The sequence below is a fragment of the Rhizobium aouanii genome (genome assembly GCF_037002925.1).
Classification (GTDB): Bacteria; Pseudomonadota; Alphaproteobacteria; order Rhizobiales; family Rhizobiaceae; genus Rhizobium; species Rhizobium aouanii.
Map to the genome: position 1 here is coordinate 40,734 of NZ_JBAMYD010000018.1, position 23,147 is coordinate 63,880.

Here is a 23,147-nt window from a genome sequence, read left to right on the forward strand (position 1 = left end):
ACGCAATTCCGGTAAAGGAGCAGCCCATGGCTACCGTGAAAGTCGATATCAATAACTTCCAGTCGGAAGTTCTGGAATCCGCAGAACCCGTCGTCGTCGATTTCTGGGCCGAATGGTGCGGCCCGTGCAAGATGATTGCTCCGAGCCTCGAAGAAATCGCCGTCGAGATGGAAGGCAAGGTCAAGGTCGCCAAGCTGAATATCGACGAGAACCCGGAACTCGCTGCACAGTTCGGTGTGCGCTCCATTCCGACCCTTGCAATCTTCAAGGGCGGCGAAGTCGCCGATATCTCTGTCGGCGCAAAGCCGAAGACGGCTCTTTCGAACTGGATTTCGAGCGCTGCCTGATTGATATCGACCAATTGATATCGCATTGACGAAAAAGCCCGGTTCGACCGGGCTTTTTTCATTTTGCAGCCTTCATTTCGGCGGCGTGCCATTGTCGGCAAGCACGTCGCCGACGAGATAGAGAGAGCCGCCGACCAGGATGCGGGGCGGCAATACCTCCGGGTCGGCGACGGTTTTTATCGCGTCCAGCGCATCGCCGACCGTCGACATCGGTTCGGCAACCAAGCCGGCATCATAAGCGGCATTCGACAATATCACCGGGTCGATCATCGCTTCGCTGCCGCGGATCGGCACGCAGAAAACCTTCTCGACCAGGCCGGCAAAGGCCTTGAAGTAACCGACCGGATCCTTGGTGTTGATCATGCCGGTAATCAGGAAAAGCGGCCGCGACTGGCGCTCCTCGAAAGTGGCCATCGCTTCGGCGATCACTTCGCCGGCACCGGGATTATGCCCGCCATCGATCCAGATTTCGGCGCCGGCGGGCGCATACGACAGCAGCCGGCCCTCGCTCAAACGCTGCAGCCGGCCCGGCCATTCGACCAAACTCATCGCCTTTTCCATCATCGTCTCGGTGACGGTGAAACCCGCCGCCTTGACGGCACGAATGGCGGCGGCGGCATTGGCATATTGATGGCGGCCGGGAAGGCGCGGTAGCGGCAGGTCGGCAAGGCCGAACTCGTCCTGGTAGACGAGGCGGCCATATTCCTCATGCGCCATGAAATCCTGGCCGAAGACGGCGCTCGGGCAATGCAGCCGTTCGGCCGTCGACATCAGCACGTCGAGTGCTGCGTCATATTCCTGATGACCGATGACAACGGGAAATCCCGGCTTCATGATGCCGGCCTTTTCGGCCGCGATCAGCTCGACCCTGTCGCCGAGATAGGGCTGGTGATCCAGCGAAATCGGCATAATCACCGAGACGGCCGGATCGGAAATGACATTGGTGGCGTCGAACCGGCCGCCGAGACCGACTTCGATGATCGCGGCATCGGCCGGCTGTTCGGAAAACAGGATAAAGGTCACGGCCGTCAGGATTTCGAAGACGGTAATGTGCTGTCCTGCATTGGCATCGGCCACGCGACGCACGGCCTCGGCAAAGACGGCGTCGTCGACAAGCTGCCCGCGTCCGCCCTTGACGCCAATGCGGTACCGTTCGTGCCAATTGACGAGATGCGGCGAGGTGTGGACATGGGCGCTGTAGCCGCCGGCTTCGAGCAAAGCGCGGCAGAAGGCGGTGACCGACCCCTTGCCGTTGGTGCCGGCGACATGGATCACCGGCGGCAGTTTCCTGTGCGGATTGCCGAGTTGATCGAGAAGGCGGGTGATGCGATCAAGAGACAGATCAAAGCCCTTGGGATGCAATCCCATGAGCTTGTCGATCTCCTGTGCTGCCTCACTCACCGCGGTTTGGCCTCTGGGTATCAATTCGGCACCCCGCCTGCTTCGGTTATCAGGCGCTCGCTGCCAGAGCAATCGCGCCGCTATTCATGTCGTTCGCCGCCGAGACCGGCTTCTTCGTCAGGATCTTCAGGAGGCGCGCCAGCGTTTCCGGAATATCGTGACGCTTGACGACCATATCGACCATACCATGCTCCAGCAGGTATTCGGCGGTCTGGAAGCCTTCGGGCAGCTTTTCACGCAGCGTCTGTTCGATCACGCGCTTGCCGGCAAAGCCGATTTCGGCGCCGGGCTCGGCCAGATGAATATCGCCAAGCATGGCATAGGAGGCCGTGACGCCACCCGTCGTCGGATTGGTCAGCACGACGATATAGGGCTGGCCGGATTCCTTGAGCATGTCGACGGCAACCGTCGTGCGCGGCAGCTGCATCAGCGACAGGATGCCTTCCTGCATGCGCGCACCGCCGGAAGCGGGGAACATCACCAGCGGGCACTTTTCAGACGTCGCGCGCTCGAAAGCCTTGACGATCGCCTCGCCGGCGGCCATGCCGAGCGAACCGCCGATAAAGTTGAATTCGTGCACGACGGCCACGAGTTTCAGTCCCTGCACCTTTCCGACACCGGCGAGGATCGTATCCTCCTGTTCGGTTTTCAGGCGGCTGTCGCGCAGGCGATCGCTATATTTCTTCGAATCGCGGAACTTCAGCGGATCCTGCGCGACCTTCGGCTGCGGCAGCGATTCGAACTCGCCATTATCGAAAAGATCGGCCAGGCGGGCCTTCGCCGGCATCTTCATGTGATAACCGGACGCCGGAATGACCCATTTGTTGCCTTCCAGGTCCTTGTGGAAGACCATCTCACCCGTTTCCGGGCACTTGATCCAGAGGTTCTCCGGCACTTCGCGACGGCCCAGCATGGAATTGATCCGCGGGCGAACGTAGTTGGTGATCCAGTTCAACTCGAATACTCCTGATAGTCTAAAACGCGCCGCGATCTTTCAGATGCGCTGCCACGCTTTAGGTCCTGGTTTCCCGCATGTCGTTGCCGCAAACCGCAGCACACTTTTGCGCGACATGCCTTATTGCCAATGTGGGCAAACTATTCGGCAGCAACAAGGCGCGCCGAACGTGTTCCCGTGGAAAGGCCGCGCACCAGCGTGGCAACCGCCTGAACGGTGTCCGCCGTTGCCTTTCCGTCATGCGTCAAGCTGGTTGCGACCTGATTGACGATCGCGGTGCCGACGACGACGCCGTCGGCCGAACCGCCGATGACCTTTGCATGTTCCGCCGTCTTGACGCCGAAGCCGACGCAGACGGGCAGCTTGGTGTGCTGCTTGATGCGCTCGACCGCGCCCGAAACCAGCGACGGATCGGGCAGCGCCGAACCGGTGATGCCGTTCATCGAGACGTAGTAGACGAAGCCGGAGGTGTTCTTCAGGACCTTCGGCAGGCGCTTCTCATCGGTCGTCGGCGTCGCCAGGCGGATGAAATTGATGCCTTTGCGGATCGCCGGAATGCAGAGCTCGTCATCCATCTCGGGCGGCAGGTCGACGACGATCAGGCCGTCGATGCCGGCGGCGAGCGCGTCGTCGAGGAATTTCTCGACGCCGTAAATATAGATCGGGTTGTAGTAACCCATCATCACGATCGGCGTCGCATCATTGGTCTTGCGGAAATCGGCCGCCAGCTGCAGCGTCTTCTTCAGCGTCTGGCCGCCTTTCAGCGCCCGTTGACCGGCCAGCTGGATCGCCGGGCCGTCGGCCATCGGATCGGAAAAGGGCATGCCGAGCTCGATGATGTCGGAGCCCGCCTCCGGCAGCGCCTTCATGATGCCGAGCGAGGTGTCGTAATCAGGATCGCCGCCCATGAAATAGGTCACAAGCGCCGGACGGCCCTCGGCCTTCAGCTCGGCAAAGCGTTTGTCCATGCGTGCGGTCATGTCTTACAGTCCCATTCCCAGAATCTTGCCGACGGTGAAGATATCCTTGTCGCCGCGGCCGGAGAGGTTCATCAGGATGATCTCGTCCTTGCCCATCGTCGGCGCGCGTTTGATCACCTCGGCAATCGCATGCGAGGGCTCGAGCGCCGGGATGATGCCTTCGAGGCGGGTCAAGGTCTGGAAAGCCTCGAGCGCTTCGTGATCCATGATCGGCACATAGTCGACGCGGCCAGTATCGTTCAGCCAGGAATGTTCGGGGCCGATGCCGGGATAATCGAGACCGGCCGAAATCGAATGGCCTTCCTTGATCTGGCCGTCACCATCCTGCAGAAGGTAGGTGCGGTTGCCGTGCAGCACGCCCGGCGAACCGGCGGTGATCGAGGCGCAATGTTCGTCGCCCTGCAGACCCTTGCCGCCGGCTTCGACGCCGACGATCTTGACAGAGGGATCATCCAGGAAAGGATGGAAAATACCGATGGCGTTCGAGCCACCGCCGACGGCAGCGATGACGAGATCAGGAAGACGGCCTTCGGCTGCCAGCATCTGCTCTTTCGCTTCGATGCCGATCACCGACTGGAAATCGCGGACCATCTCGGGATAGGGATGCGGACCGGCTGCCGTTCCGATTAGGTAATAGGTATCCTCGACATTGGTGACCCAGTCGCGAAGTGCCTCGTTCATGGCGTCCTTCAGCGTGCCGCTGCCTGCCGTGACCGGTTTGACTTCCGCGCCGAGCAGCTTCATGCGGAACACGTTCGGCGCCTGACGCTCGACGTCGGTGGCGCCCATATAAACGACGCAGGGCAGGCCGAAGCGGGCGGCAACGGTTGCGGAAGCGACCCCGTGCTGACCGGCACCGGTTTCGGCGATGATGCGGGTCTTGCCCATGCGCTTGGCGAGCAGGATCTGGCCGATGCAGTTGTTGATCTTGTGCGAGCCGGTATGGTTCAGCTCCTCACGCTTGAAATAGATCTTGGCACCGCCGAGTTCGGCCGTCAGCCGCTCGGCGAAATAGAGCGGGCTCGGACGGCCGATATAATGCGCGCCGAGATGTTTCAATTCGGCTTGGAATGCCGGATCGTTCTTTGCTCTGTTCCACTCGTCCTGGAGGTCGAGGATCAGCGGCATCAATGTTTCGGCCACGAAACGACCGCCATAAATGCCAAAACGACCATCCTCATCGGGGCCGGAACGGAAGGAATTTGGTTTAGGCGTCTCGTTCACTCTTAACTCCCTGAGGCCATGACAGGCGTATTCGCCTTTTCGACCGCATCGAAAAATTCATCGATCTTTGCGACGCTCTTCACGCCAGGCGCAGTTTCGACACCCGACGAGACGTCGATGCCCGGCGCCTTGGTGATGAAAAGCGCTTCTGCGACATTGTCCTTGTTCAGCCCGCCGGAAAGCATGTAGTCGACGCTGCCGTCAAGCCAACTGAGAAGGCTCCAGTCGAAAGAAATACCATTGCCGCCGGGCAGTTCCGAACCCTTCGGCGCTTTGGCGTCGAAGAGGAAACGGTCGGCGATGCCGATATAGGCCTCGACGCGCTTCAGGTCGTCTGCCGAGTGCATCGAAAAGACCTTCATCACAGGCAGACCATAGACCGCCTTTATGGTCAGCACATGTTCGGGGCTCTCGTTGCCGTGAAGCTGGAGCATATCCGGCTTCAACAGCGAGACGATCTCGTCGAGTTCGTCATTGGTCGGATCGACGACGACAGCGACGATCTTCGCCCTGCCGCGCGCAGGTTCGGCGAGTTCTGCCGCCAGGTCCGGCTCGATATAGCGCGGGCTCTTTTCGAAGAAGATAAAACCGATATGGGTCGCGCCGCGCTTCAGCGCGCGATCGACAGCGTCGGGCGTCTTCAAGCCACAGATCTTGATATCCGGTCTCATGGCAGCGAAGTGACACGAAATGCGGAAAGAGTCGAGCCAATTTGCGACGGACGCTGAATTTAGCGCGGCTCTCGGCTAGAGCGCCGCGCTTCCAAAGGACGCGCAAAGGACGCTCTGGCACTTTAAATCTGCGCATAAAGCTTTCCGAAAAATCGACGCCGCTTTTCGGGGTTATGCGCTAGTCGAAATCGATGGCATGCAACTGGCTGCCATGCCGCTTGAGCCAGGACTTCGCCTCCTCCATACCGGGGCAAAGCTTACGGCAGAGGGCCCAGAAGTGCGGGCCATGGTTCATTTCCTTGAGATGGGCGACCTCATGGGCTGCGAGATAATCGATCACCGATGGCGGCGCCATGACGATACGCCAGGAAAAGCTCAGATTTCCTTCAGACGAACAGGAGCCCCAGCGGCTACGGGTATCCTTCATCGAGATCGAACGGATCGGCGCCCGGATCATTGCGGCATGCATCGTCGCCAGTCTTGCGAGATCGGCGCGCGCCTCCTTCTTGAGAAAGGCCGCAATGCGCCGTCCAACATGTTCCGGCATGCCGCTGACACGCAGCACCGGGATGCCGTCTATGGAAACCGCCTCCGTCAGCCCGCGCAAGCTGCCGCTATGCTGGATGCGATGGGAAACGCCGCGAAGGAGGATTTCGCCGCCGTCACGCAGGCCGGTATCGGTCGAAAACTTGGCAAGCTTGGTGAGCAGCCAACCCTGGTGACGATCGAGGAAGGCATTGACCTCGCGCGTGGCAAGGCCTTTCGGCACCGTCATCTTCAAGGCGCGGCCACCCGGCTCGATGCGCAGCGTGATGCGTGTCGCCCGGTCATGCTGCTTGATCGTCAGCGGCATGAGCCGGCCGGCGACATCGAGCGTCCGCATTTCGGGCGGAGCCGGCTTTCGCGCCTTCGACCTTGTTTTCAGAAGCGAGAACATGCGTGTTTTCTATACGATTCGCCGGCAAATCTAAATGATCGCCGGAAGGGCAGACATGGAAAAACCGGCATCGCGAGATGCCGGTCATCAATTCATCGTTCAGGCGTTTACGGCGTCTGATATTCAGCCACCGGGCCGTTGTCATCGCGCTTGGCGTTCCTGCGGTCGCGCATGAAGCGGTCGAACTCTTCCTGATCCTTGGCGCGGCGGAGTTCGCGCAGATAGGAGTCGAATTCCTCGCGCATTTCGTCAAGCTTGCGGCGCTCTTCCTCCATCCGGTCGAGTTCGGCCTTGCGCCAGTCGTCAAAGGCGACGTTGCCGGTCGAAAAATGCGGGCGGTGACGGCCATGCGGGCGGCGGCAGGAGGCAAAGAAGCCATCGGTCGCCTGGTTGACGTCACGCTTGAAGCCGCGCAGACGGTCGCCGAAGATGATGTAGGCAAGCATGGCAAGACCCAGAGGCCAGAAAACCATGAAGCCGAGAATCATCAGGGCAATGGTAGCCGGAGTCCAATCCGGTCGAAGCAATGCTGACTGGTTCATCGTGCGGGTATCCCTCACTTTCCGCGCCCGGCAGAATACCGAACGCTGAAATCGATGTGGTTACCGCAATAACCGCCTTCAAGACGATTGCCCGCGAAATCGGACAAGGCCTTGAATCCGTTTTACTAATTCAGCTATCCCTGATTCAGCCTGCCCGGCCGCCCTTGATGACACGCGGGAGCGGAGGCTTTACGGCGGAACGAGAATGCTGGCGGACGAAATCGATGATGCGCGGCGCGATCTCGCGGCGGAAACGCGAGCCGTTGAAAACACCATAATGGCCGACATCCGGCTGAAGGTAATGCATGCGCATATCTTCGGGAATGTTCACGCAGATGGTCTGGGCCGCCTTTGTCTGGCCGACCCCTGAGATATCATCATTCTCACCTTCGACGGTCAGCAGCGCCACGTTGCGAATTGCCGTCGGATCGACGCGTTTGCCGCGATGCAACAGTTCGCCCTTCGGCAGCGAATGCTTGATGAAGACCTCCTCCACCGTCTGCAGATAGAATTCGGCGGTCAGATCCATGACGGCGAGATATTCGTCGTAGAAATCGCGATGTCTTTCCGGCTCGCCGTCGTTCTTCACGAGATGCATGAAGAATTCCTTGTGCGCGACGAGGTGGCGATCAAGATTCATCGACATGAAGCCCGAAAGCTGCAGGAATCCTGGATAGACCGGACGCATAAAGCCCGGCTGCGGCCAGGGCACGTTCATGATGACATTGTCGGAGAACCACTGCAGCGACCGCTCCTGGGCGAGCTTGTTGACCGCCGTCGGGTTGATGCGTGTGTCGATCGGACCGCCCATCAGCGTCATCGACGCCGGCGAAAGCGGATCCCTGGCTTCTTCCATCACGGCAGCGGCAGCCAGCACCGGGACGGAAGGCTGACAGACGGCAATGACATGCGTGTCGTGACCGAGGAAATGCAGCATCTCGATGACGTAGTCGACGTAATCGTCGAAATCGAAGGTGCCTTCCGTCATCGGCACCATGCGGGCGTCGATCCAGTCGGTAATGTAGATATCGGCGCTCGGCAGCAGCGCCTCGACCGTGCCGCGCAGCAGCGTGGCATAGTGGCCGGACATCGGCGCGACGATCAGAATGCGCGGGTCATTGCGGCTGACGGCTGGGACATTGCGGGCGAAATGCAGGAGATTGCAGAAGGGTCGCGACCAGACGACCTCTTCGCGGACGGAAACCGTCTGGTCACCGATCGTCGTCTGCTTCAGTCCGAATTCCGGTTTCCCGTAGCGGCGCGTCGTGCGTTCGAACATTTCGAGGCTTGCCGCCATCGTCCGGCCGAACGGCGTGTGGGAGAACGGGTTCAGCGGATTGGCATAGGCAAATCGCATGATATCGGCCGCGGCGCGAAACGGCGCCATGGCGGCATGGTTCAATTCATAAAGCTGATAAAACATTGGAAGGCGCCACCTTTCTCTGTCGAAAAGATGATACCGATTGAGAGGCATCGACTCTTTTCGTAACGCGGGCACGTCGCGCAGACTAACAGTTTTTTGTTGCACAGCAACATGGGCGTACCAGACCCACACAAGAAATGCCGCAGAATTGATCTCCGGCATGATAATCGACCTGAAAACTTAAGTTTCTCAAAAGGAAGCGTCGTTAACGATCCGCTACGAAGGTCTGCTTCTGCGTGCCGAGACCTTCGATGCCGAGCTCGACCACGTCGCCGGCCTTGAGATAACGCGGCGGCTTGAGGCCCATGCCGACGCCCGGAGGCGTGCCGGTCGAGATCACGTCACCGGGATGCAGCGACATGAACTGGCTGAGGTAGGAGACGAGGAAGGCAACCCCGTAAACCATCGTCTTCGATGAACCATTCTGCATTTTCTGACCGTTGACCGTCAGCCACATGCCGAGGTTCTGCGGTTGCGGAATTTCATCCTTGGTCACGAGCCAGGGGCCGATCGGACCAAAGGTGTCGCAGGACTTGCCCTTGGTCCACTGACCGGACCGCTCGGTCTGGAAAGCGCGCTCGGAAACGTCATTGGAGACGCAATAGCCGGCGACATAATCCAGCGCTTCGGCTTCCGTTACATATTTGGCGGTTTTGCCGATGACGACGCCGAGCTCGACTTCCCAATCGGTCTTTTCCGAACCGCGAGGAATGATGACATCGTCGTTCGGCCCGACGATCGCGGACGTTGCTTTCATGAAGATGATCGGCTCGGGCGGCACGGTCGCACCGGTTTCGGCAGCATGATCCGAATAGTTCAAGCCGATGCAGATGAATTTGCCAGTGCCCGCGACGCAGGCGCCGATGCGACCGGGTGCGATTTCCGGGAGGCTCTTCGGATCGATCGCCGCAATCTTTGCAAGGCCTGCCGGTCCGATCGCTTCGCCACCGATATCGGCGACATGACCGGAGAGATCGCGAATTTTGCCATCGGCATCGAGAAGCGCTGGTTTTTCACTGCCTGCTTCGCCAACACGCATCAGCTTCATGGAATTCCTCCTCATCGAAAACGGGTTTGCAGCCACCTATGAACGAATTATTCATCGGTGTCATTACGGCTTTGCCGGGAAGCGGTACGGCTTCCTGGGATTCAGATGATTTTGTGCCGAAACCGCCCGTATCTTCGGCCTCATGCTCTAATAATTTCCGCCAGATCAGGACCGACGGGAACGATTTTCGTCGGATTGAGGCTCTCGATCGTCGTAGCCGCACTTGATGTGATCGAGATTCACCGTTTCACCGATGCCCGGCCAATCAGCATACGGCGGCAGAAGCCGCGCAGTAGTCATGGACAGTCTGTACACCCAAACTGCGACGATGCTGCGCTTGCCAAGCCAATGAAGCAGGAAATATGACTGCTCATACAAGATGACGTGGAGTTCGAAATGCATCTCTCGAAGGCCGTCGTACGGACCGAACATGCAAGCCGCTACCTCCAGCAGCTCTGCAAACACTGGAGCCACAAGTTCAGCGTCGATTTTGATCCTCTGAAGGGCCGGGTGCCGTTCAGCGATACGGCCGAGGTGACGTTTGCGGCTGACGATGCGGCGCTGACCATGACACTTTCCGTCGCCGATCCCTCGCAGCAGGAAAGGATGCAGCAGGTCATCGACGATCATCTGAAGCGCTTCGCCTTTCGCGAAGAACTCGACATCGTCTGGACGAATTAAGCCGAGCCCGATCCAAATTTTCTCCCCCAAACCATGGAACAAGCATGACGAAGAGCAATAGCCGCGAGTCGGAATATCCGATCGATTCGATGTTTCTCGACCGCTGGTCGCCGCGCGCCTTCACCGGCGAAATCATTGAGGAAAAGCAGCTGCTCAGTCTGCTCGACGCCGCGCATTGGGCGCCGTCCTCTTCCAACCAGCAGCCCTGGCGCTTCATCTATGGCCTCAAGGGATCGGAGCATTGGGAGAAATTCGTCGCGTTGCTCAACGATTCCAACCAGGAGTGGGCCAGGCATGCATCAGTGCTGATCTTCGTCGTGTCGCGCGCCTTCACCGGGGCCGCCGGCTCAGCTGAGGAAAAGCCGAGCTACACCCATTCCTTCGATGCCGGTGCGGCATGGGGATACTTGGCGCTGCAGGCGCGCCTCTCCGGTTTTTATGCCCATGGCATGGGCGGCATCAAGCATGAGGAGATCAGGACGGCGTTCGCTATTCCGGAGGGTTACCGTGTCGAAGCCGGCGTTGCCGTCGGTCATCTGGCCGACAAGAGCGTCCTTTCCGAGCGCTATCGGGCGCGCGAATTCCCGAGCCAGCGAAAGTCGCTTTCCGAACTCGCCTTTAACGGCCGTTTCGTCGTGAACTGAGCAAATATCAGAACAAGCGAAAGCCCCGCCATCCTGCGACTGCGGGGCTTTTTATTGAAGAGATATCGATCAGATATCGAGGTTTGCAACGCTCAGCGCATTGTCCTGGATGAATTCGCGCCGCGGCTCGACTTCGTCACCCATCAGGCGGGCAAACAGGCCGTCGGCGTCGGTGGCGTCGTTGACCCTGACCTGCAGCAGCGAACGCACGTTCGGATCGAGCGTCGTTTCCCAGAGCTGCTCGGCGTTCATCTCACCAAGACCCTTGTAGCGCTGCATTGTCAGGCCCTTGCGGCCGCTTGCGAAGATCGCGTCGAGCAGGGCGCGCGGGCCGGAGATTTCGACGTCGCCTTCGCGGCGATGCAGCGACGGCGGCGTCTGATAGATTTCCTTGAGGCGTGCCGTCAGCTGGTCGATATGACGGGCATCCGAAGAACCGATCAGCGCCATGTCGAGCACGACGAGTTCCCTGACGCCGCGGACCATGCGCTCGAGGCGCAGGCCGCCATCGGTTGTCAGATCGCCCCGCCAGCCGCGCTCGGTTTCCTCGGCGATGATGTCGAGGCGCCCAGCCACTTCGTTTGCCAGCGCCAACGCTCTCCCCGGATCGCTGGCGAGCTCGGCGTTGAGGGCGCCGGCAATCGCCGCTTGTTCGACGGCGGAACGATTGTAGCGCGAATGGAGATTGTCGAGCAGCGCGCGCATGCGCAGCGCATCGAGGATGACCTCGCGCAGATCCTGGCCGGCGCGAACTTCGCCGCTACCGAGCCTCAGCGAAGCATCTTCCAGGCCCTGGCTGATGAGATATTCTTCGAGCGCCTTCTCATCCTTCAGATATTGCACCGACTTGCCGCGCGAGACCTTATAGAGCGGCGGCTGGGCGATATAGAGATGACCGCGCTCGATCAGTTGCGGCATCTGGCGGAAGAAGAAGGTCAGCAGCAGGGTGCGGATATGGGCGCCGTCGACGTCAGCGTCCGTCATGATGATGATCTTGTGATAGCGCAGCTTTTCGACATTGAACTCGTCCTTGCCGATGCCGGTACCGAGCGCGGTGATCAATGTGCCGATTTCCTGGCTCGACAGCATCTTGTCGAAACGGGCGCGTTCGACGTTCAGGATCTTGCCGCGCAGCGGCAGGATCGCCTGGTTCTCGCGCGAGCGGCCCTGCTTGGCCGAACCGCCGGCAGAATCGCCCTCGACGAGGAAGACTTCGGATTTTGTCGGATCACGCTCGGAGCAGTCGGCGAGCTTGCCCGGCAGCGAAGCGATATCGAGTGCGCCCTTGCGGCGGGTCAACTCGCGGGCCTTGCGGGCGGCTTCGCGTGCGGCGGCGGCCTCGACGACCTTGCCGACCAGGATTTTGGCTTCGCTCGGATGTTCTTCGAACCAGGTGTTCAGCGCCTCGTTGACGAGACTTTCAACAACAGGACGGACTTCCGAGGAAACGAGCTTATCCTTGGTCTGCGAGGAGAATTTCGGATCCGGCACCTTGACCGACAGGACCGCCGTCAGACCTTCGCGGCAATCTTCGCCCTGCAGCGTCACCTTTTCCCGTTTGGTGATGCCGGAACTGTCGGCATAGGAAACGACCTGGCGCGTCAGCGCCGCGCGGAAGCCGGCCATATGCGTGCCGCCGTCGCGCTGGGGAATGTTGTTGGTGAAGCAGAGCACATTCTCATGATAGCTGTCGTTCCACCACATTGCGACCTCGACGGTGATGCCGTCCTTTTCGCCGCGGATGGCAACCGGCTTGTCGACGAGCGACTTCTTGGCGCGATCCAGATAAGCGACGAAAGCCTCGAGGCCACCGTCATAACGCAGTTCTTCCTGCTTGATATCGGAGTGGCGCTTGTCGGTCAGCAGGATGCGAACGCCTGAATTCAGGAAGGCGAGTTCGCGAAGACGATGTTCCAGCGTGCCGTAGTCGAACTCCGTCATGGTGAAGGTGTCGGTGCTCGGCATGAAGCTCACTTCCGTGCCGGTCTCATTCGGCGCGTCGCCCGTAACCTTCAGCGGAGCATCGGCCACGCCATGGGTGAAGCTCATTTCATGGATCTTGTCGTGACGCCGGATCTTCAGCTTCAGCCAGACGGACAGCGCGTTGACGACGGAGACGCCGACGCCGTGCAGGCCGCCGGAAACCTTGTAGGAATTCTGGTCGAACTTACCGCCGGCATGGAGCTGCGTCATGATGACTTCGGCCGCCGACACGCCTTCGCCGGTGTGGATGTCCGTCGGGATGCCACGACCATTGTCGGTGACGGTCACCGAACCGTCCGGATTGAGAGTGACGGTGACGATGTCGGCATGGCCGGCAAGCGCTTCGTCGATCGCGTTGTCGACGACTTCATAGACCATGTGATGAAGGCCGGAACCGTCGTCGGTATCGCCGATATACATGCCGGGGCGTTTGCGCACGGCATCGAGGCCCTTCAGAACCTTGATGGAATCTGCGCCATATTCGGTGCTTACGCCGTTTTCCGTCGCGGATGTATCGTTCATTCTGTCGAGATTTTCCCTGTTGTCGTAAAGCTGCGGCGCGCCTTGCGAATCACCGGCTTTCTTCACTCTTGTATATAGTTTTTTTGAACCGACTTCCCAATGGCAAGCCCCTAAAACAAGGCATAAAACAGGGGATTATGACGCTTTTCCGTCGCCTTTGCCGTCATTTTCGAGAAGAGCCGATAGCCGGCCTATCTCCGCACTGTCAAGGCTGCGAATCCGCCGGGCCAGCCGGTTGGCAAAATCGGTATATTCGGGGGGCAGGCCGGAGGTGTCGATCACGACGCGCGGGTCCGAAGAGCGGGCGAGCAGGAACAGTTCCTCGGCCTCATCCCAGATGATGTTGAAATAACCGGCGATGCGCTGCAGCAGATCGAATGTCGGCAAACCACGCTTTCCATGTTCGAGCGCGGAGAGATAGGCGGGGGAGACATTCAGCGCCTCCGCCATCTCCTTCTGCGAGACGCCCTTGCGCGCCCGCAACCTGCGAACCGCCTCTCCGAAGGGTGTCATGGCCTTTCCCCATGCCGCCGCGACAGGCGAATGTAGAGCGCGCCCTCACCGCCATGATGCTGTGCGGCCGGTTCATAGGAGGAGATCAGGTAGCGGAATTCCGGCTTCGAGAACCAGAGAGGCACAGCCCGCTTCAGCGCGCCGTCGCTGCCCATGGAGCTGCCCTTGCCCGTAATGACCAGCACATGGCGCATGCCGCGCTCATGGGCGCGGATCAGGAAATCGAGAAGGATGGCATGGGCCTGGCTCTGCACCAGCCCGTGCAGGTCGATCCGCGCTTCGAGCGCCAGCCGGCCCTTGGCGATCTTCCGCTTGACCGGCTTTTCCAGCGGATGATGCACCCCGGCCGATGGTTTCGCCGTTGACGGTGCTGCCGGCGGCGGCGGCGTGGGTGTGGCGGGCGTCTGCTTTTCCTGTTCCCGTTCGGCCGCCGCCTCGGCTTCGGCAAGAAAGGCATCGAGTTCGGTCAACGCCCCCGCCTTGCCGGGCATCGGCCGCGTGCTGCGGGCAACCTTGCCCCAGAGGATCCTCTCATCCGCACTCAGCTTGCGATCCCTGGCCATCAATCGAATCTTCCGGCGGCGGCATTGGGAATGAGGATGGCGAAATCGGCGTCGTTGCGGACGGTGCCGGCACTTTCCCCGGCCATGTCCCCCGAGCCGGTGAAGATATCACCCCGCGCCGGCCCGACGATCGCCGAACCGGTATCGAGCGCCAGCATCAGCCTGCGGAACGGCCGGCCCTGGTCGAGATGGGTGAGGCTTTCGGCGCGAATGAAAAAGGGAAAGCCGAAGGTATGGATCATCCGGTCGACCGCAAGCGCGCGCCCGGCGAGAAGCGGAACCTTGGCGGCCGCGATCGGACCTGCTTGCGGATCGGCAACCGGCGCTTCACGAAAGAAAATATAAGAGCGGTTATGCCATAACACTTCGTCGACGCGCTCGGGATTGTGCGCCAGCCAGGCACGGATCGCCTGCATCGAAATCTCCGCCCGATCGATCTCGCCGTGCTCGATGAGCAGCTTGCCGATCGCCGAGAAAACATGGCCGGCCTTCGCGGCATAGGTGATGCGGCCGATGCGACCATCCTCATAACGCAGGCGGGCAGCCCCTTGCACATGCACGAAGAAGACATCGACCTTCGACTTCGCCCAGGCGATTTCGAGGCCGCGGCCCTCGAGAAATCCTTGATCGATGGCGCGGCGGTCCGGATAGGTAGTGACGTGTCCCCCATGCAGACGGCCGAAAGCATAGGCCTTGTCGAGTTCGGCGGGGCGATTGGCGTCGTCGAGATCGATGAGATCGTCCGGATGCCGGTAGAAAGGAAAACGGAAAATTTCGTCCGGCCGCTCCGACACGTCGATATCGGGCTCGTAGAAGGCGGTGACGAAGCCCGAATTGCCGTCCTTGCGGCGAATCAGGAAGGGCCGACAGTGCGTCTCGAAAAAAGCGCGCGCCGATGCCGGAGATGACGGAGTGAAATCTTCGGCGGCGGCGAGAAGCGGAAGCAGGTCTTCCGAGCTCAGGCCCAGCGATCCGGTGCGGTACGGTTTGACATCGGTGATCTGCCGCCGGCAGCTTCGCATGACTTCAAAAAGGCTGGAGGGATCATCATCCCTCCAGCCTTCCAGAGTGTCGAAGCTTATGGCCTGCAGGACGAAGTCCGATGCGTGGTCACTCATGTTCCGATTCGGTCGCCACAAGTTTCCAGTTCGGATCGCGCGAGCGGGTGTCCCGAGCAAAGGTCCAGACGTCGTTGACCTCGGCGACGTTTTCAGCGTCGCCCTCGATCAGAACGTCGGCCTTGTCGTAGGTCGCTGATATCAGCTGGCTGGCAATGCGCACGGTGATCTGTGCTTCGCTGCCCTTGGTCTCCGCATGGGTGATCTCAGCCTTGTCGATGCCGACGAAAGTGGACTTCACCTTCTCGCCCCGGGCTTCGCGCTCGCCGATCGCCGCATCGAACCCGTCATAGACTTCGCGAGAAAGCAAGTTCTTCAGCGTTTTCCGGTCGCCATCCGCATAGGCCATGACGATCATCTCGTAAGCCATACGGGCGCCGTTCAGAAACTCCTTCGGGCTGAAGGCGGGATCGGCCTTGTTCAGCGCACGCAGCGATTCGTTGAGCGGCGTTCCGGGCGCCGCGAAAGCATCGATGGCGGCGAAGCGATCCTCATCCTCCGTCGTCGCATCGCGCCGCGGCAGCGTCACGACCTTGCCGGCATCGGCGGCTTCGGCCGGAGCCGCATCCCGCGGCGTATAGAGATCGCGCGGCGGCTTCTCATTTCCTGTACGGCGCCCGAGCACGGAGCGGAGCTGAAAGAAAATCAGCACAGCCGCCACCAGGAAAAATAATGTGATGAAGTCGTTCGAACTCATATCGTATCGCAGCCGCCGTTAACATCTCTGATTTGTACTCCCATATAGTCTGCCTATACAGATGATTCAAATGATGGCTGGCATCTTCGCCGGCGCCAAGAGGAGACCGGCGAGCCCGGGACATGACCGACATGCGTTTTTCGATGCTGCCAGCCTTCATTCTGCTGCTGCCGTTCGCCGAAATTGCCGGTTTCGTCGTCGTCGGCCAGGCTATCGGATTGTGGCTGACACTTGTTCTCGTCATGCTGGGTTTCGCTCTCGGCGTGGTTCTGCTGCGCCGGCAGGGCATCGGTATTTTGCGCCGCATGTCGAGCGAAGGACGAAATGGGGTGATGCCGGGCCGCGACCTGCTGCGGCCGGCGATGAACGTCATCGCCTCGCTGCTTCTGATCATTCCCGGCTTCCTCACGGATATCATCGCGATCCTCATTCTCATTCCGCCGGTGCGCGATCTCGTCTGGCGGGCGATCGCCAAACGCTTCGTCGTCGTCAATGCCAAGGGCGGCTCTTCCTCCGGTCCGCAACCCGATTTCCGCGACCGCAAGCCGAACTCGAAGGTGGTCGATCTCGACGAGGAGGACTATCATAGAGAGCCGGATCGCAACTCGCCGTGGTCCGGCAAGCATCTTGGCGATTGAGGCGCTGCGGCTGATCAACCGGGCCAAGCGCCCAGGGTTGTAAGCCCTTCCCTGAAATGTTAGATGGCGGCACCATTCCCATGCCCCTCGAGGAAAAGCCAATGGCAGACGATAACAACAGCAACGGTGCGGCCAACCCCACCCTTTCGATCCTTGCGCAATATACCAAGGATCTGTCCTTCGAAAATCCAGGTGCGCCGCGTTCGCTGCAGGCCCGCGACAAGGCGCCGACGATCAACATCAATGTGAACGTCAACGCCAACCCGCTTTCCGATACGGATTTCGATGTCGTGCTGTCGCTGAATGCCGAAGCCAAGGACGGCGACAAGACGGTTTTCCATGCCGAACTCACCTATGGCGGCGTTTTCCGCGTTGCCGGTTTCCCGCAGGAACACATGCTGCCGGTTCTCTTCATCGAGTGCCCGCGCATGCTTTTCCCCTTCGCCCGTCAGATCATCGCCGACGTCACCCGCAACGGCGGTTTCCCGCCGCTGATGATCGACCCGATCGACTTCACGCAGATGTTCGCTCAGCGCGTTGCCGAAGAACAGGCCCGCGCCAAGGTTCAGGCCGTTCCGAACTGACCAGGTCTTTCTTGTTGAAATGCGGATGCCCGGGCTGGTCCCGGGCATTTTCAATTGAGGACTGGTTTAATCGAGGTTGGCGTATTTCGCCCAGACGCTTTTTTCACCGAGCTTGGCGACGAGCGCCTCATGCGCCTGCTCCTCGGTTTGGCTGAGGCGCGGGGAAAGCGGCCGGGACCGCTCGAGCACGGCGGCAATCACCACGTCGTCTTCCATCCCCGTCTCACCGCGCGCTGCCTGGTTGGATTTGCCGACCATGCCGAGGCCGAGGGCCGCCTGTCTGCCGCCGATCATCTCGATATAGACTTCGGCAAGCAGTTCGGAGTCGAGCAGCGCGCCGTGTTTGGTGCGGTGCGAATTATCGATGCCGTAGCGCCGGCAAAGCGCATCGAGCGAATTCGGCCCCATCGGATGTTTGCGCCGCGCCATCGACAGCGTGTCGAGCACCCGTTCCGGCAGGATTGGCGGCAAACCGATTCGCGCGAATTCCGCGTTGATGAAGCCCATATCGAAGGTGGCGTTATGGGCAATCCACTTCCCATCGCCGAAGAAGGCAAGGATTTCTTCGGCAACGTCTGCGAAAGGCTGCTTGTCCTTCAGGAATTCATCGGTGATGCCATGCACGGCGAGCGCATCCGGATGAACCTTCTGATCTCCAGGATTGATGAAGATATGGATCGTGTTGCCCGTGGGGAAATGATTGAAGAGCTCGATGCCGCCGATTTCGATGATGCGGTCGGCGCGGTTGTCGAGGCCGGTTGTTTCCGTATCGAAGATGATCTCACGCATTCCGGAAATCTCCCTTGGCAATCCGCGTTTTCAGGTCGGCGACGATCTCGAACACCCGTTCCCTCGTCGCCGCGATACTGTGACTGGTGTCGATCAGATAATCGGCCCGGCGCCGTTTTTCCGTGTCCGGCGTCTGGCGTGAGAGAATCATGTCGAATTTTTCCTCGGTCATGCCTTCGCGCGCAAGCACCCTTTGGCGCTGAATCTGTGGATCAGTGCTGACGACGACGACGACGTCCACTCTTGCCACGGCGCCGGTTTCGAAAAGTAATGGAATATCGAGCAATACCATGTCGGCGCCGGCGGCGCGTTGTCGCTTCAGAAATTCCGTCTCGCGTTTGCGAACCAGCGGATGGACGATCGCTTCCAGGCGTTTGAAGCCGTCCGGATCAAGAGCGAGCTGGCGGCCGAGTTCACGCCGGTCGACTGCTCCATCCTTCATCGTGCCGGGGAAAGCGGCATTCACCAGGGGTGCAGCCTCGCCGGCATAGAGATCGTGGACCACGGCATCCGAATCATTCACCGGGATTCCTGCGTCGGCGAAGAGCTTTGCCGCTGTCGATTTTCCCATTCCGATGGAGCCGGTGAGGCCGATCTTCAGCATCAGTGTGCTTCCATATCCGCAATGATGAGCGCGCGCAGCGCCGCGTCGACGATCGGACGCTGGCCGAACCATTTCTCGAATCCGGGCACGGCCTGGTGCAAGAGCATGCCGAGACCATCGACGATGGGAAATCCTTGCTTCTCCGCCTGGGTCAGGATCGGCGTCTTCAAGGGCACATAGACGATATCGGTGACGACGGCATCGGCTGCAAGAGGCGAGAAATCGAGTTGCGGCGCCGGCTCGCCGTCCATGCCGAGCGAGGTGGTATTGATGAAGAGGCCCGCGCCTTTCATGACTTCGGCAAGCGCTCCGGCCGGGTGGGCCCGAACACGCGGGCCAAAACGATCCGCGAGCTCACGCGCACGTTCGACGGTGCGGTTGACGACGTGGATCTCCTTGAAACCCCGATCACGGACCGCCTGTATGATCGCCCGGCTGGCGCCGCCGGCGCCAAAGACGACGGCCGTGCCATGCCGGTCCCAGCCCGGATGGCGTTCGTCGAGATTGGCGATGAAGCCACGACCGTCAGTATTCGTCGCATGCAGGGCGCCATCCTCCAGCCAGAGTGTGTTCGCGGCGCCGAGTTCGCGCGAGAGCGCGTCCGGCTTGTCTGAGAGCTGGAACGCCAATTCCTTGTGGGGAATGGTGACATTGCCTCCGGTAAAGCCGGAACTGCCATCTTTCAGCGAGTGAATGAAATCGGCAAAGGCCTCGGGCGCCACTTCATGGGCGCGGTAGCTGCCCGGCAGGCCGAGAGTCTTCAACCAATATCCGTGGATCAATGGCGAACGCGAATGCTTGATGGGAAAGCCGGTGACAAATGCTTTCGGCCCCAATGTTTCACGTGAATCACCCATCGATCGCTCCGAGTTCTCGCAATTTTTTTAAGAGCGGCAGCATCGGCAGGCCGAGAATGGTGAAATAATCACCCTCGATCTTTTCGAAGAGCTGGATGCCCTCCCCCTCCAATTGATAGGCGCCGACACTGGAAAGCGCCCTTTCGCCAACCCGGGCCAGATGCCTGTCGATGAACTCCACCGTTAGCGGCCGCATCGTCAGTTCGGCAAGGGCGAGATGTTCCCACAAGACCACGCCATCGCTGACGATCGCGACGGCGCTGTTCAATCGGTGGGTTACGCCGGAAAGAGCCTGAAGATGGCTAGCCGCGTCGGCCAGGTCCTTCGGCTTATGGAAGACGCTGTCACCAAGCGACATCGTCTGATCCGAACCGATGACCAAGCTATCCGGAAAACGGCGGCTGACTTCCTCGGCCTTGGCCCTGGCCAGGACGATGGCCACGGCATCAGGCTTTGCGCCAGCTCTTTCCAACGGCGCTTCGACGGCCCGTTCATCGATCCTTGCGGCATGCGCCTCGAAGGGCAGACCGGCATTTTCCATCAGCATCCGGCGAAAGGGGCTCGACGATGCAAGGATGAGTTTCGGCGTCATGGGTTCCTCGGCGTGCCGGGTTTTCGTCAGCGCTTAGCGCAGCTTCGGCCGCAGGGCAACGATTGCCGCAGCTGTTTCCTCGATTGAGCGGCGGGTGACGTCGATCAGCGGCCAGTTATGACGGGCGCAAAGCGAGCGGGCATATTTCAGCTCCTCCGAAATCGCAGCGCGATCGGTGTAGTGTTCGCGATCGAAGCCCTGCGTCACCCCGAGCACCCGATTTTCCCGCACCTGGGAAATACGGTCGGTGGTGGCGATCAGGCAGACGATCAGCGGTTTGCTCGCCACGAACAGGCTTTCCGGCAATGGCACGCCGTAGACGATCGGAATGTTCGCCGTCTTGATGCCCCGGTTGGCGAGGTAGATGCTGGTCGGTGTTTTCGACGTACGGCTGATGCCGATGATGACGACATCGGCGTCGTTATAGTCGTCCGGCATCTGGCCGTCGTCGTGATCCATGGTGAAATTCAGCGCTTCGATGCGCGCGAAGTAGCCGGCATTCATCACATGCTGGGCCCCGACACGACGGCGAGACGGGGCGCCGAGATAGATCTGGAAGGCATTCATCACCGGCTCCAGCACATTCACCGAGGCGACACCCATCTCGATGCAGCGTTCATCGATCAGGCTCGCAAGCTCCCGGTCGACAATGGTGTAGAGCACGATGCCGGGGGCGTCATCGATCGCCTGCAGAACCGGCAGCAGCTGCTTGCGATTGCGGATCAGCGGATAGACATGTTCGATCGGCTGCGCCGATCTGAACTGCGCCGACGCGGCGCGCCCGGCGGAGATTAGAGTCTCTCCCGTTGAGTCAGAAATCAGATGCAGATGAAAGAAGTTCGTTCTGTTCTCCACGCTATTTTCCGCTGCCTGTTGAAAAGACTGGATGAAACAGAGCTACGGCGGCGAGGCAGTCTCCGGCAAGGGAAAACATGCCTCCTTATCCACATTTCGGATTCTGCGGATCGGTTTCGATTGGCCCTGTGGACGACGGGGAAGAGATCTATTTCCTGAAAGCTGGTCCACAGCCTATCCACAGCGATGAGAAAAATTGCCGGTCCGGAAGGATTTGGAATCATTTTCAGATTCGGCTTCTCCCCGAGATTCGGAGGAGATCGACAAATCCTTCCGATGTTCTTTTGCAGGCGCGCGACAAATGGCATCTGCGGTGGATGGATTTTAATCCTTGATAGTCACCGACTCTAAGAAATAGAAACCTTTTAAAATATCTTTGTTTTTTTATAGGGAAGAAGCGCTTGAGCGATATGCGCCGAAAGATCATGAGGGTTTTGAGTGGCGAGAGCCTCTCCCCTCCTCCTCTCTGGCTGATGAGACAGGCAGGACGTTATCTCCCGGAATATCGGGAGACCCGGGCAAAGGCAGGAAGTTTTCTCGATCTCTGCTACACGCCTGAGCACGCCGTCGAAGTGACATTGCAGCCTATCCGTCGCTATGGCTTCGACGCGGCCATTCTGTTTTCCGATATCCTGGTCGTTCCAGACGCAATGAAGCGGAATGTCCGGTTCACCGAAGGCCATGGCCCGGAGATGGATCCGATCGATGAAGCCGGGATCGGCAGTTTGAACGGCGAAGAGGTTGTCGATTATCTCAGGCCGGTTCTGGAAACGGTGCGGCGGCTGCGTGAGGAGTTGCCAGCGGAGACGACGCTGCTCGGTTTCTGCGGCGCGCCATGGACGGTTGCGACCTACATGATCGCCGGTCACGGCACGCCGGATCAGGGCCCTGCCCGTCTCTTCGCCTACAAGCATGCCCGCGCTTTCGAGCATCTGCTGATGTTGCTTGCCGACGTATCGGCCGATTATCTCGTCGCCCAGATCGATGCCGGCGCCGATGCCGTGCAGATCTTCGATTCCTGGGCAGGTGTTCTCGGCGAGAAGGAGTTCGAGGCATTTGCGATCAGGCCGGTTGCGCGGATGATCGCTTCCGTCAAATCACAACGGCCGCATGCTCGCATCATCGCCTTTGCCAAGGGCGCCGGCTATCAACTCAAGACCTATCGCCAGAAGACGGGTGCTGATGCGATCGGCCTCGACTGGTCGGTTCCGCTGGCCTTTGCAGCCGAACTTCAAAAGGATGGACCGGTTCAGGGCAACCTCGATCCGATGCGCGTCGTTGCCGGCGGCCGGGCGCTGGAGGAAGGCATCGATGATATTCTGCAGCACCTCGGAAATGGTCCGCTGATCTTCAATCTCGGTCACGGCATTACACCGCAGGCCGACCCAGAGCATGTGCGTCTGCTGGTGGATCGCGTGCGAGGCGGGGCGTGACGATGGAAAAGCAGACCGATCGGAGATCTGGCGCTTACGCCCGGCGCCGGGCTCATTTTGCGCTGGCCTTCTTTGCGCTGATGGCGATCGGGCTTTTTGCCTGGAATCCCGATAATCTCTACCTTTGGATCAAGGCGCTGCACATCATCGCGGTCATTTCCTGGATGGCCGGGCTGTTCTACATGCCGAGGCTGTTCATCTATCACACCGATGCGGAGCCCGGCTCGGTGCAGTCGGAAACCTTCAAGGTGATGGAGCGTCGGCTGCTTCGGATCATCATGACGCCGGCGATGATGTTGACGTGGATTTTTGGCCTCTATCTCGCCTGGTCGGTTTATGGATTCCAGGGCGGCTGGCTGCATGCCAAGATCGCTCTCGTCGTATTGCTGACCGGCGTTCATATGTTCTTCAGCCGCGCCGTCAGGGCCTTCGAGCGGGATGAAAACCGTCGCTCGGCGCGCTATTGGCGGTTTATGAACGAGGCGCCGACGGTGCTGATGATCCTGATCGTCATCCTCGTCGTGGTGAAGCCGTTCTGAGGAAAAT

At 59.9% G+C, this 23,147-nt stretch carries 26 protein-coding genes and 1 pseudogene; 7 read left to right on the forward strand and 20 right to left on the reverse strand.

The genetic code is table 11. The annotated features are described in order from the left end of the window. Positions 1 to 26 precede the first annotated feature (26 nt). The gene (trxA, locus tag V8P77_RS27345; RefSeq protein WP_003544118.1) at positions 27 to 347 is read left to right on the forward strand and encodes a thioredoxin; all 321 of its coding nucleotides are present in this window, start codon (positions 27 to 29) and stop codon (positions 345 to 347) included. 72 nt (positions 348 to 419) lie between these two features. Here the strand turns inward: trxA and V8P77_RS27350 are convergent, their stop codons facing one another. The 10 genes and pseudogenes from V8P77_RS27350 to V8P77_RS27395 all read right to left on the reverse strand — a co-directional run. Further along, the gene (locus V8P77_RS27350; RefSeq protein ID WP_335915193.1) at positions 420 to 1,772 is read right to left on the reverse strand and encodes a bifunctional folylpolyglutamate synthase/dihydrofolate synthase; all 1,353 of its coding nucleotides are present in this window, start codon (positions 1,770 to 1,772) and stop codon (positions 420 to 422) included. Between the two features lie 25 nt (positions 1,773 to 1,797). After that, complete coding sequence (accD, locus tag V8P77_RS27355; RefSeq protein ID WP_064649336.1) at positions 1,798 to 2,703, reverse strand: acetyl-CoA carboxylase, carboxyltransferase subunit beta; 906 nt, start codon at positions 2,701 to 2,703, stop codon at positions 1,798 to 1,800. A gap of 140 nt (positions 2,704 to 2,843) precedes the next feature. Further along, positions 2,844 to 3,683: a tryptophan synthase subunit alpha gene (gene trpA / locus V8P77_RS27360; protein ID WP_029874599.1), complete on the reverse strand. Its 840-nt coding sequence runs from the start codon at positions 3,681 to 3,683 to the stop codon at positions 2,844 to 2,846. A gap of 3 nt (positions 3,684 to 3,686) precedes the next feature. Next, positions 3,687 to 4,907: a tryptophan synthase subunit beta gene (gene trpB / locus V8P77_RS27365; protein WP_003544114.1), complete on the reverse strand. Its 1,221-nt coding sequence runs from the start codon at positions 4,905 to 4,907 to the stop codon at positions 3,687 to 3,689. Positions 4,908 to 4,909: 2 nt separating this feature from the next. Continuing rightward, positions 4,910 to 5,578 carry a phosphoribosylanthranilate isomerase gene (locus tag V8P77_RS27370; RefSeq protein WP_335915195.1) on the reverse strand — a complete coding sequence of 223 codons (669 nt, stop codon included), beginning with the start codon at positions 5,576 to 5,578 and terminating at the stop codon, positions 4,910 to 4,912. 178 nt (positions 5,579 to 5,756) lie between these two features. Next, positions 5,757 to 6,515, reverse strand: a complete 759-nt coding sequence (locus V8P77_RS27375; RefSeq protein ID WP_335915196.1) for a M48 family metallopeptidase — start codon at positions 6,513 to 6,515, stop codon at positions 5,757 to 5,759. Between the two features lie 107 nt (positions 6,516 to 6,622). Next, complete coding sequence (locus V8P77_RS27380; protein ID WP_017962639.1) at positions 6,623 to 7,057, reverse strand: DUF2852 domain-containing protein; 435 nt, start codon at positions 7,055 to 7,057, stop codon at positions 6,623 to 6,625. Positions 7,058 to 7,202: 145 nt separating this feature from the next. Then, positions 7,203 to 8,480 carry a polyhydroxyalkanoate depolymerase gene (locus V8P77_RS27385; RefSeq protein ID WP_335915198.1) on the reverse strand — a complete coding sequence of 426 codons (1,278 nt, stop codon included), beginning with the start codon at positions 8,478 to 8,480 and terminating at the stop codon, positions 7,203 to 7,205. Between the two features lie 205 nt (positions 8,481 to 8,685). Further along, positions 8,686 to 9,528: a fumarylacetoacetate hydrolase family protein gene (locus tag V8P77_RS27390; RefSeq protein WP_129422166.1), complete on the reverse strand. Its 843-nt coding sequence runs from the start codon at positions 9,526 to 9,528 to the stop codon at positions 8,686 to 8,688. A 140-nt stretch (positions 9,529 to 9,668) separates the two neighbouring features. Beyond that, positions 9,669 to 9,821, reverse strand: a pseudogene (locus V8P77_RS27395) (glutathione S-transferase family protein); the annotation flags it as partial. Positions 9,822 to 9,924: 103 nt separating this feature from the next. Between V8P77_RS27395 and V8P77_RS27400 the strand changes: the two are divergent. Together V8P77_RS27400 and V8P77_RS27405 are read left to right on the forward strand one after the other, a co-directional pair. Next, positions 9,925 to 10,209, forward strand: a complete 285-nt coding sequence (locus V8P77_RS27400; RefSeq protein WP_335915200.1) for a DUF2218 domain-containing protein — start codon at positions 9,925 to 9,927, stop codon at positions 10,207 to 10,209. Between the two features lie 44 nt (positions 10,210 to 10,253). Next, a complete protein-coding gene (locus tag V8P77_RS27405; RefSeq protein ID WP_335915201.1) occupies positions 10,254 to 10,853 on the forward strand; it encodes a nitroreductase family protein in 600 nt (199 codons plus the stop codon). 69 nt (positions 10,854 to 10,922) lie between these two features. Here V8P77_RS27405 and gyrB read toward each other — a convergent pair whose 3' ends face one another. The 5 genes from gyrB to V8P77_RS27430 form a co-directional block, all read right to left on the reverse strand. Continuing rightward, entirely contained in the window at positions 10,923 to 13,358 is a 2,436-nt protein-coding gene (gyrB, locus tag V8P77_RS27410) for a DNA topoisomerase (ATP-hydrolyzing) subunit B (RefSeq protein ID WP_335915202.1), read from the reverse strand. Between the two features lie 135 nt (positions 13,359 to 13,493). Beyond that, a complete protein-coding gene (locus V8P77_RS27415) occupies positions 13,494 to 13,871 on the reverse strand; it encodes a helix-turn-helix domain-containing protein (protein ID WP_020052227.1) in 378 nt (125 codons plus the stop codon). After that, positions 13,868 to 14,434 carry a Smr/MutS family protein gene (locus V8P77_RS27420; RefSeq protein WP_335915204.1) on the reverse strand — a complete coding sequence of 189 codons (567 nt, stop codon included), beginning with the start codon at positions 14,432 to 14,434 and terminating at the stop codon, positions 13,868 to 13,870. Before V8P77_RS27420 ends, V8P77_RS27415 begins: the two co-directional genes overlap by 4 nt. Then, positions 14,434 to 15,552: a murein transglycosylase A gene (gene mltA / locus V8P77_RS27425; protein ID WP_335915205.1), complete on the reverse strand. Its 1,119-nt coding sequence runs from the start codon at positions 15,550 to 15,552 to the stop codon at positions 14,434 to 14,436. The genes V8P77_RS27420 and mltA overlap by 1 nt, the downstream gene beginning before the upstream one ends. Then, on the reverse strand, positions 15,545 to 16,249 hold the full coding sequence (locus V8P77_RS27430; protein ID WP_003544090.1) for a Tim44/TimA family putative adaptor protein: 705 nt from the start codon (positions 16,247 to 16,249) through the stop codon (positions 15,545 to 15,547). The genes mltA and V8P77_RS27430 overlap by 8 nt, the downstream gene beginning before the upstream one ends. A gap of 131 nt (positions 16,250 to 16,380) precedes the next feature. On the opposite strand from V8P77_RS27430, the gene V8P77_RS27435 reads away from it, so the two are divergent. Both V8P77_RS27435 and secB read left to right on the forward strand, forming a co-directional pair. Then, entirely contained in the window at positions 16,381 to 16,887 is a 507-nt protein-coding gene (locus V8P77_RS27435; RefSeq protein ID WP_335915298.1) for an FxsA family protein, read from the forward strand. A gap of 101 nt (positions 16,888 to 16,988) precedes the next feature. Then, a complete protein-coding gene (gene secB / locus V8P77_RS27440) occupies positions 16,989 to 17,471 on the forward strand; it encodes a protein-export chaperone SecB (RefSeq protein WP_003544086.1) in 483 nt (160 codons plus the stop codon). A gap of 66 nt (positions 17,472 to 17,537) precedes the next feature. Here the strand turns inward: secB and dnaQ are convergent, their stop codons facing one another. From dnaQ to V8P77_RS27465, 5 genes are read right to left on the reverse strand one after another with little or no spacing between them, the layout of a single operon-like run. Then, positions 17,538 to 18,260 carry a DNA polymerase III subunit epsilon gene (dnaQ, locus tag V8P77_RS27445; RefSeq protein WP_335915206.1) on the reverse strand — a complete coding sequence of 241 codons (723 nt, stop codon included), beginning with the start codon at positions 18,258 to 18,260 and terminating at the stop codon, positions 17,538 to 17,540. Then, a complete protein-coding gene (gene coaE, locus V8P77_RS27450; protein ID WP_335915207.1) occupies positions 18,253 to 18,864 on the reverse strand; it encodes a dephospho-CoA kinase in 612 nt (203 codons plus the stop codon). Before coaE ends, dnaQ begins: the two co-directional genes overlap by 8 nt. Then, positions 18,864 to 19,721: a shikimate dehydrogenase gene (locus tag V8P77_RS27455; protein ID WP_335915208.1), complete on the reverse strand. Its 858-nt coding sequence runs from the start codon at positions 19,719 to 19,721 to the stop codon at positions 18,864 to 18,866. Before V8P77_RS27455 ends, coaE begins: the two co-directional genes overlap by 1 nt. Further along, positions 19,714 to 20,313: a Maf-like protein gene (locus tag V8P77_RS27460; protein WP_335915210.1), complete on the reverse strand. Its 600-nt coding sequence runs from the start codon at positions 20,311 to 20,313 to the stop codon at positions 19,714 to 19,716. Before V8P77_RS27460 ends, V8P77_RS27455 begins: the two co-directional genes overlap by 8 nt. Before the next feature lie 33 nt (positions 20,314 to 20,346). Next, complete coding sequence (locus V8P77_RS27465) at positions 20,347 to 21,168, reverse strand: pyruvate, water dikinase regulatory protein (protein WP_011649834.1); 822 nt, start codon at positions 21,166 to 21,168, stop codon at positions 20,347 to 20,349. 401 nt (positions 21,169 to 21,569) lie between these two features. On the opposite strand from V8P77_RS27465, the gene hemE reads away from it, so the two are divergent. Both hemE and hemJ read left to right on the forward strand, forming a co-directional pair. Then, positions 21,570 to 22,601: a uroporphyrinogen decarboxylase gene (gene hemE / locus V8P77_RS27470; protein ID WP_335915212.1), complete on the forward strand. Its 1,032-nt coding sequence runs from the start codon at positions 21,570 to 21,572 to the stop codon at positions 22,599 to 22,601. Between the two features lie 2 nt (positions 22,602 to 22,603). After that, the gene (gene hemJ, locus V8P77_RS27475) at positions 22,604 to 23,140 is read left to right on the forward strand and encodes a protoporphyrinogen oxidase HemJ (protein WP_335915213.1); all 537 of its coding nucleotides are present in this window, start codon (positions 22,604 to 22,606) and stop codon (positions 23,138 to 23,140) included. Positions 23,141 to 23,147 lie beyond the last annotated feature (7 nt).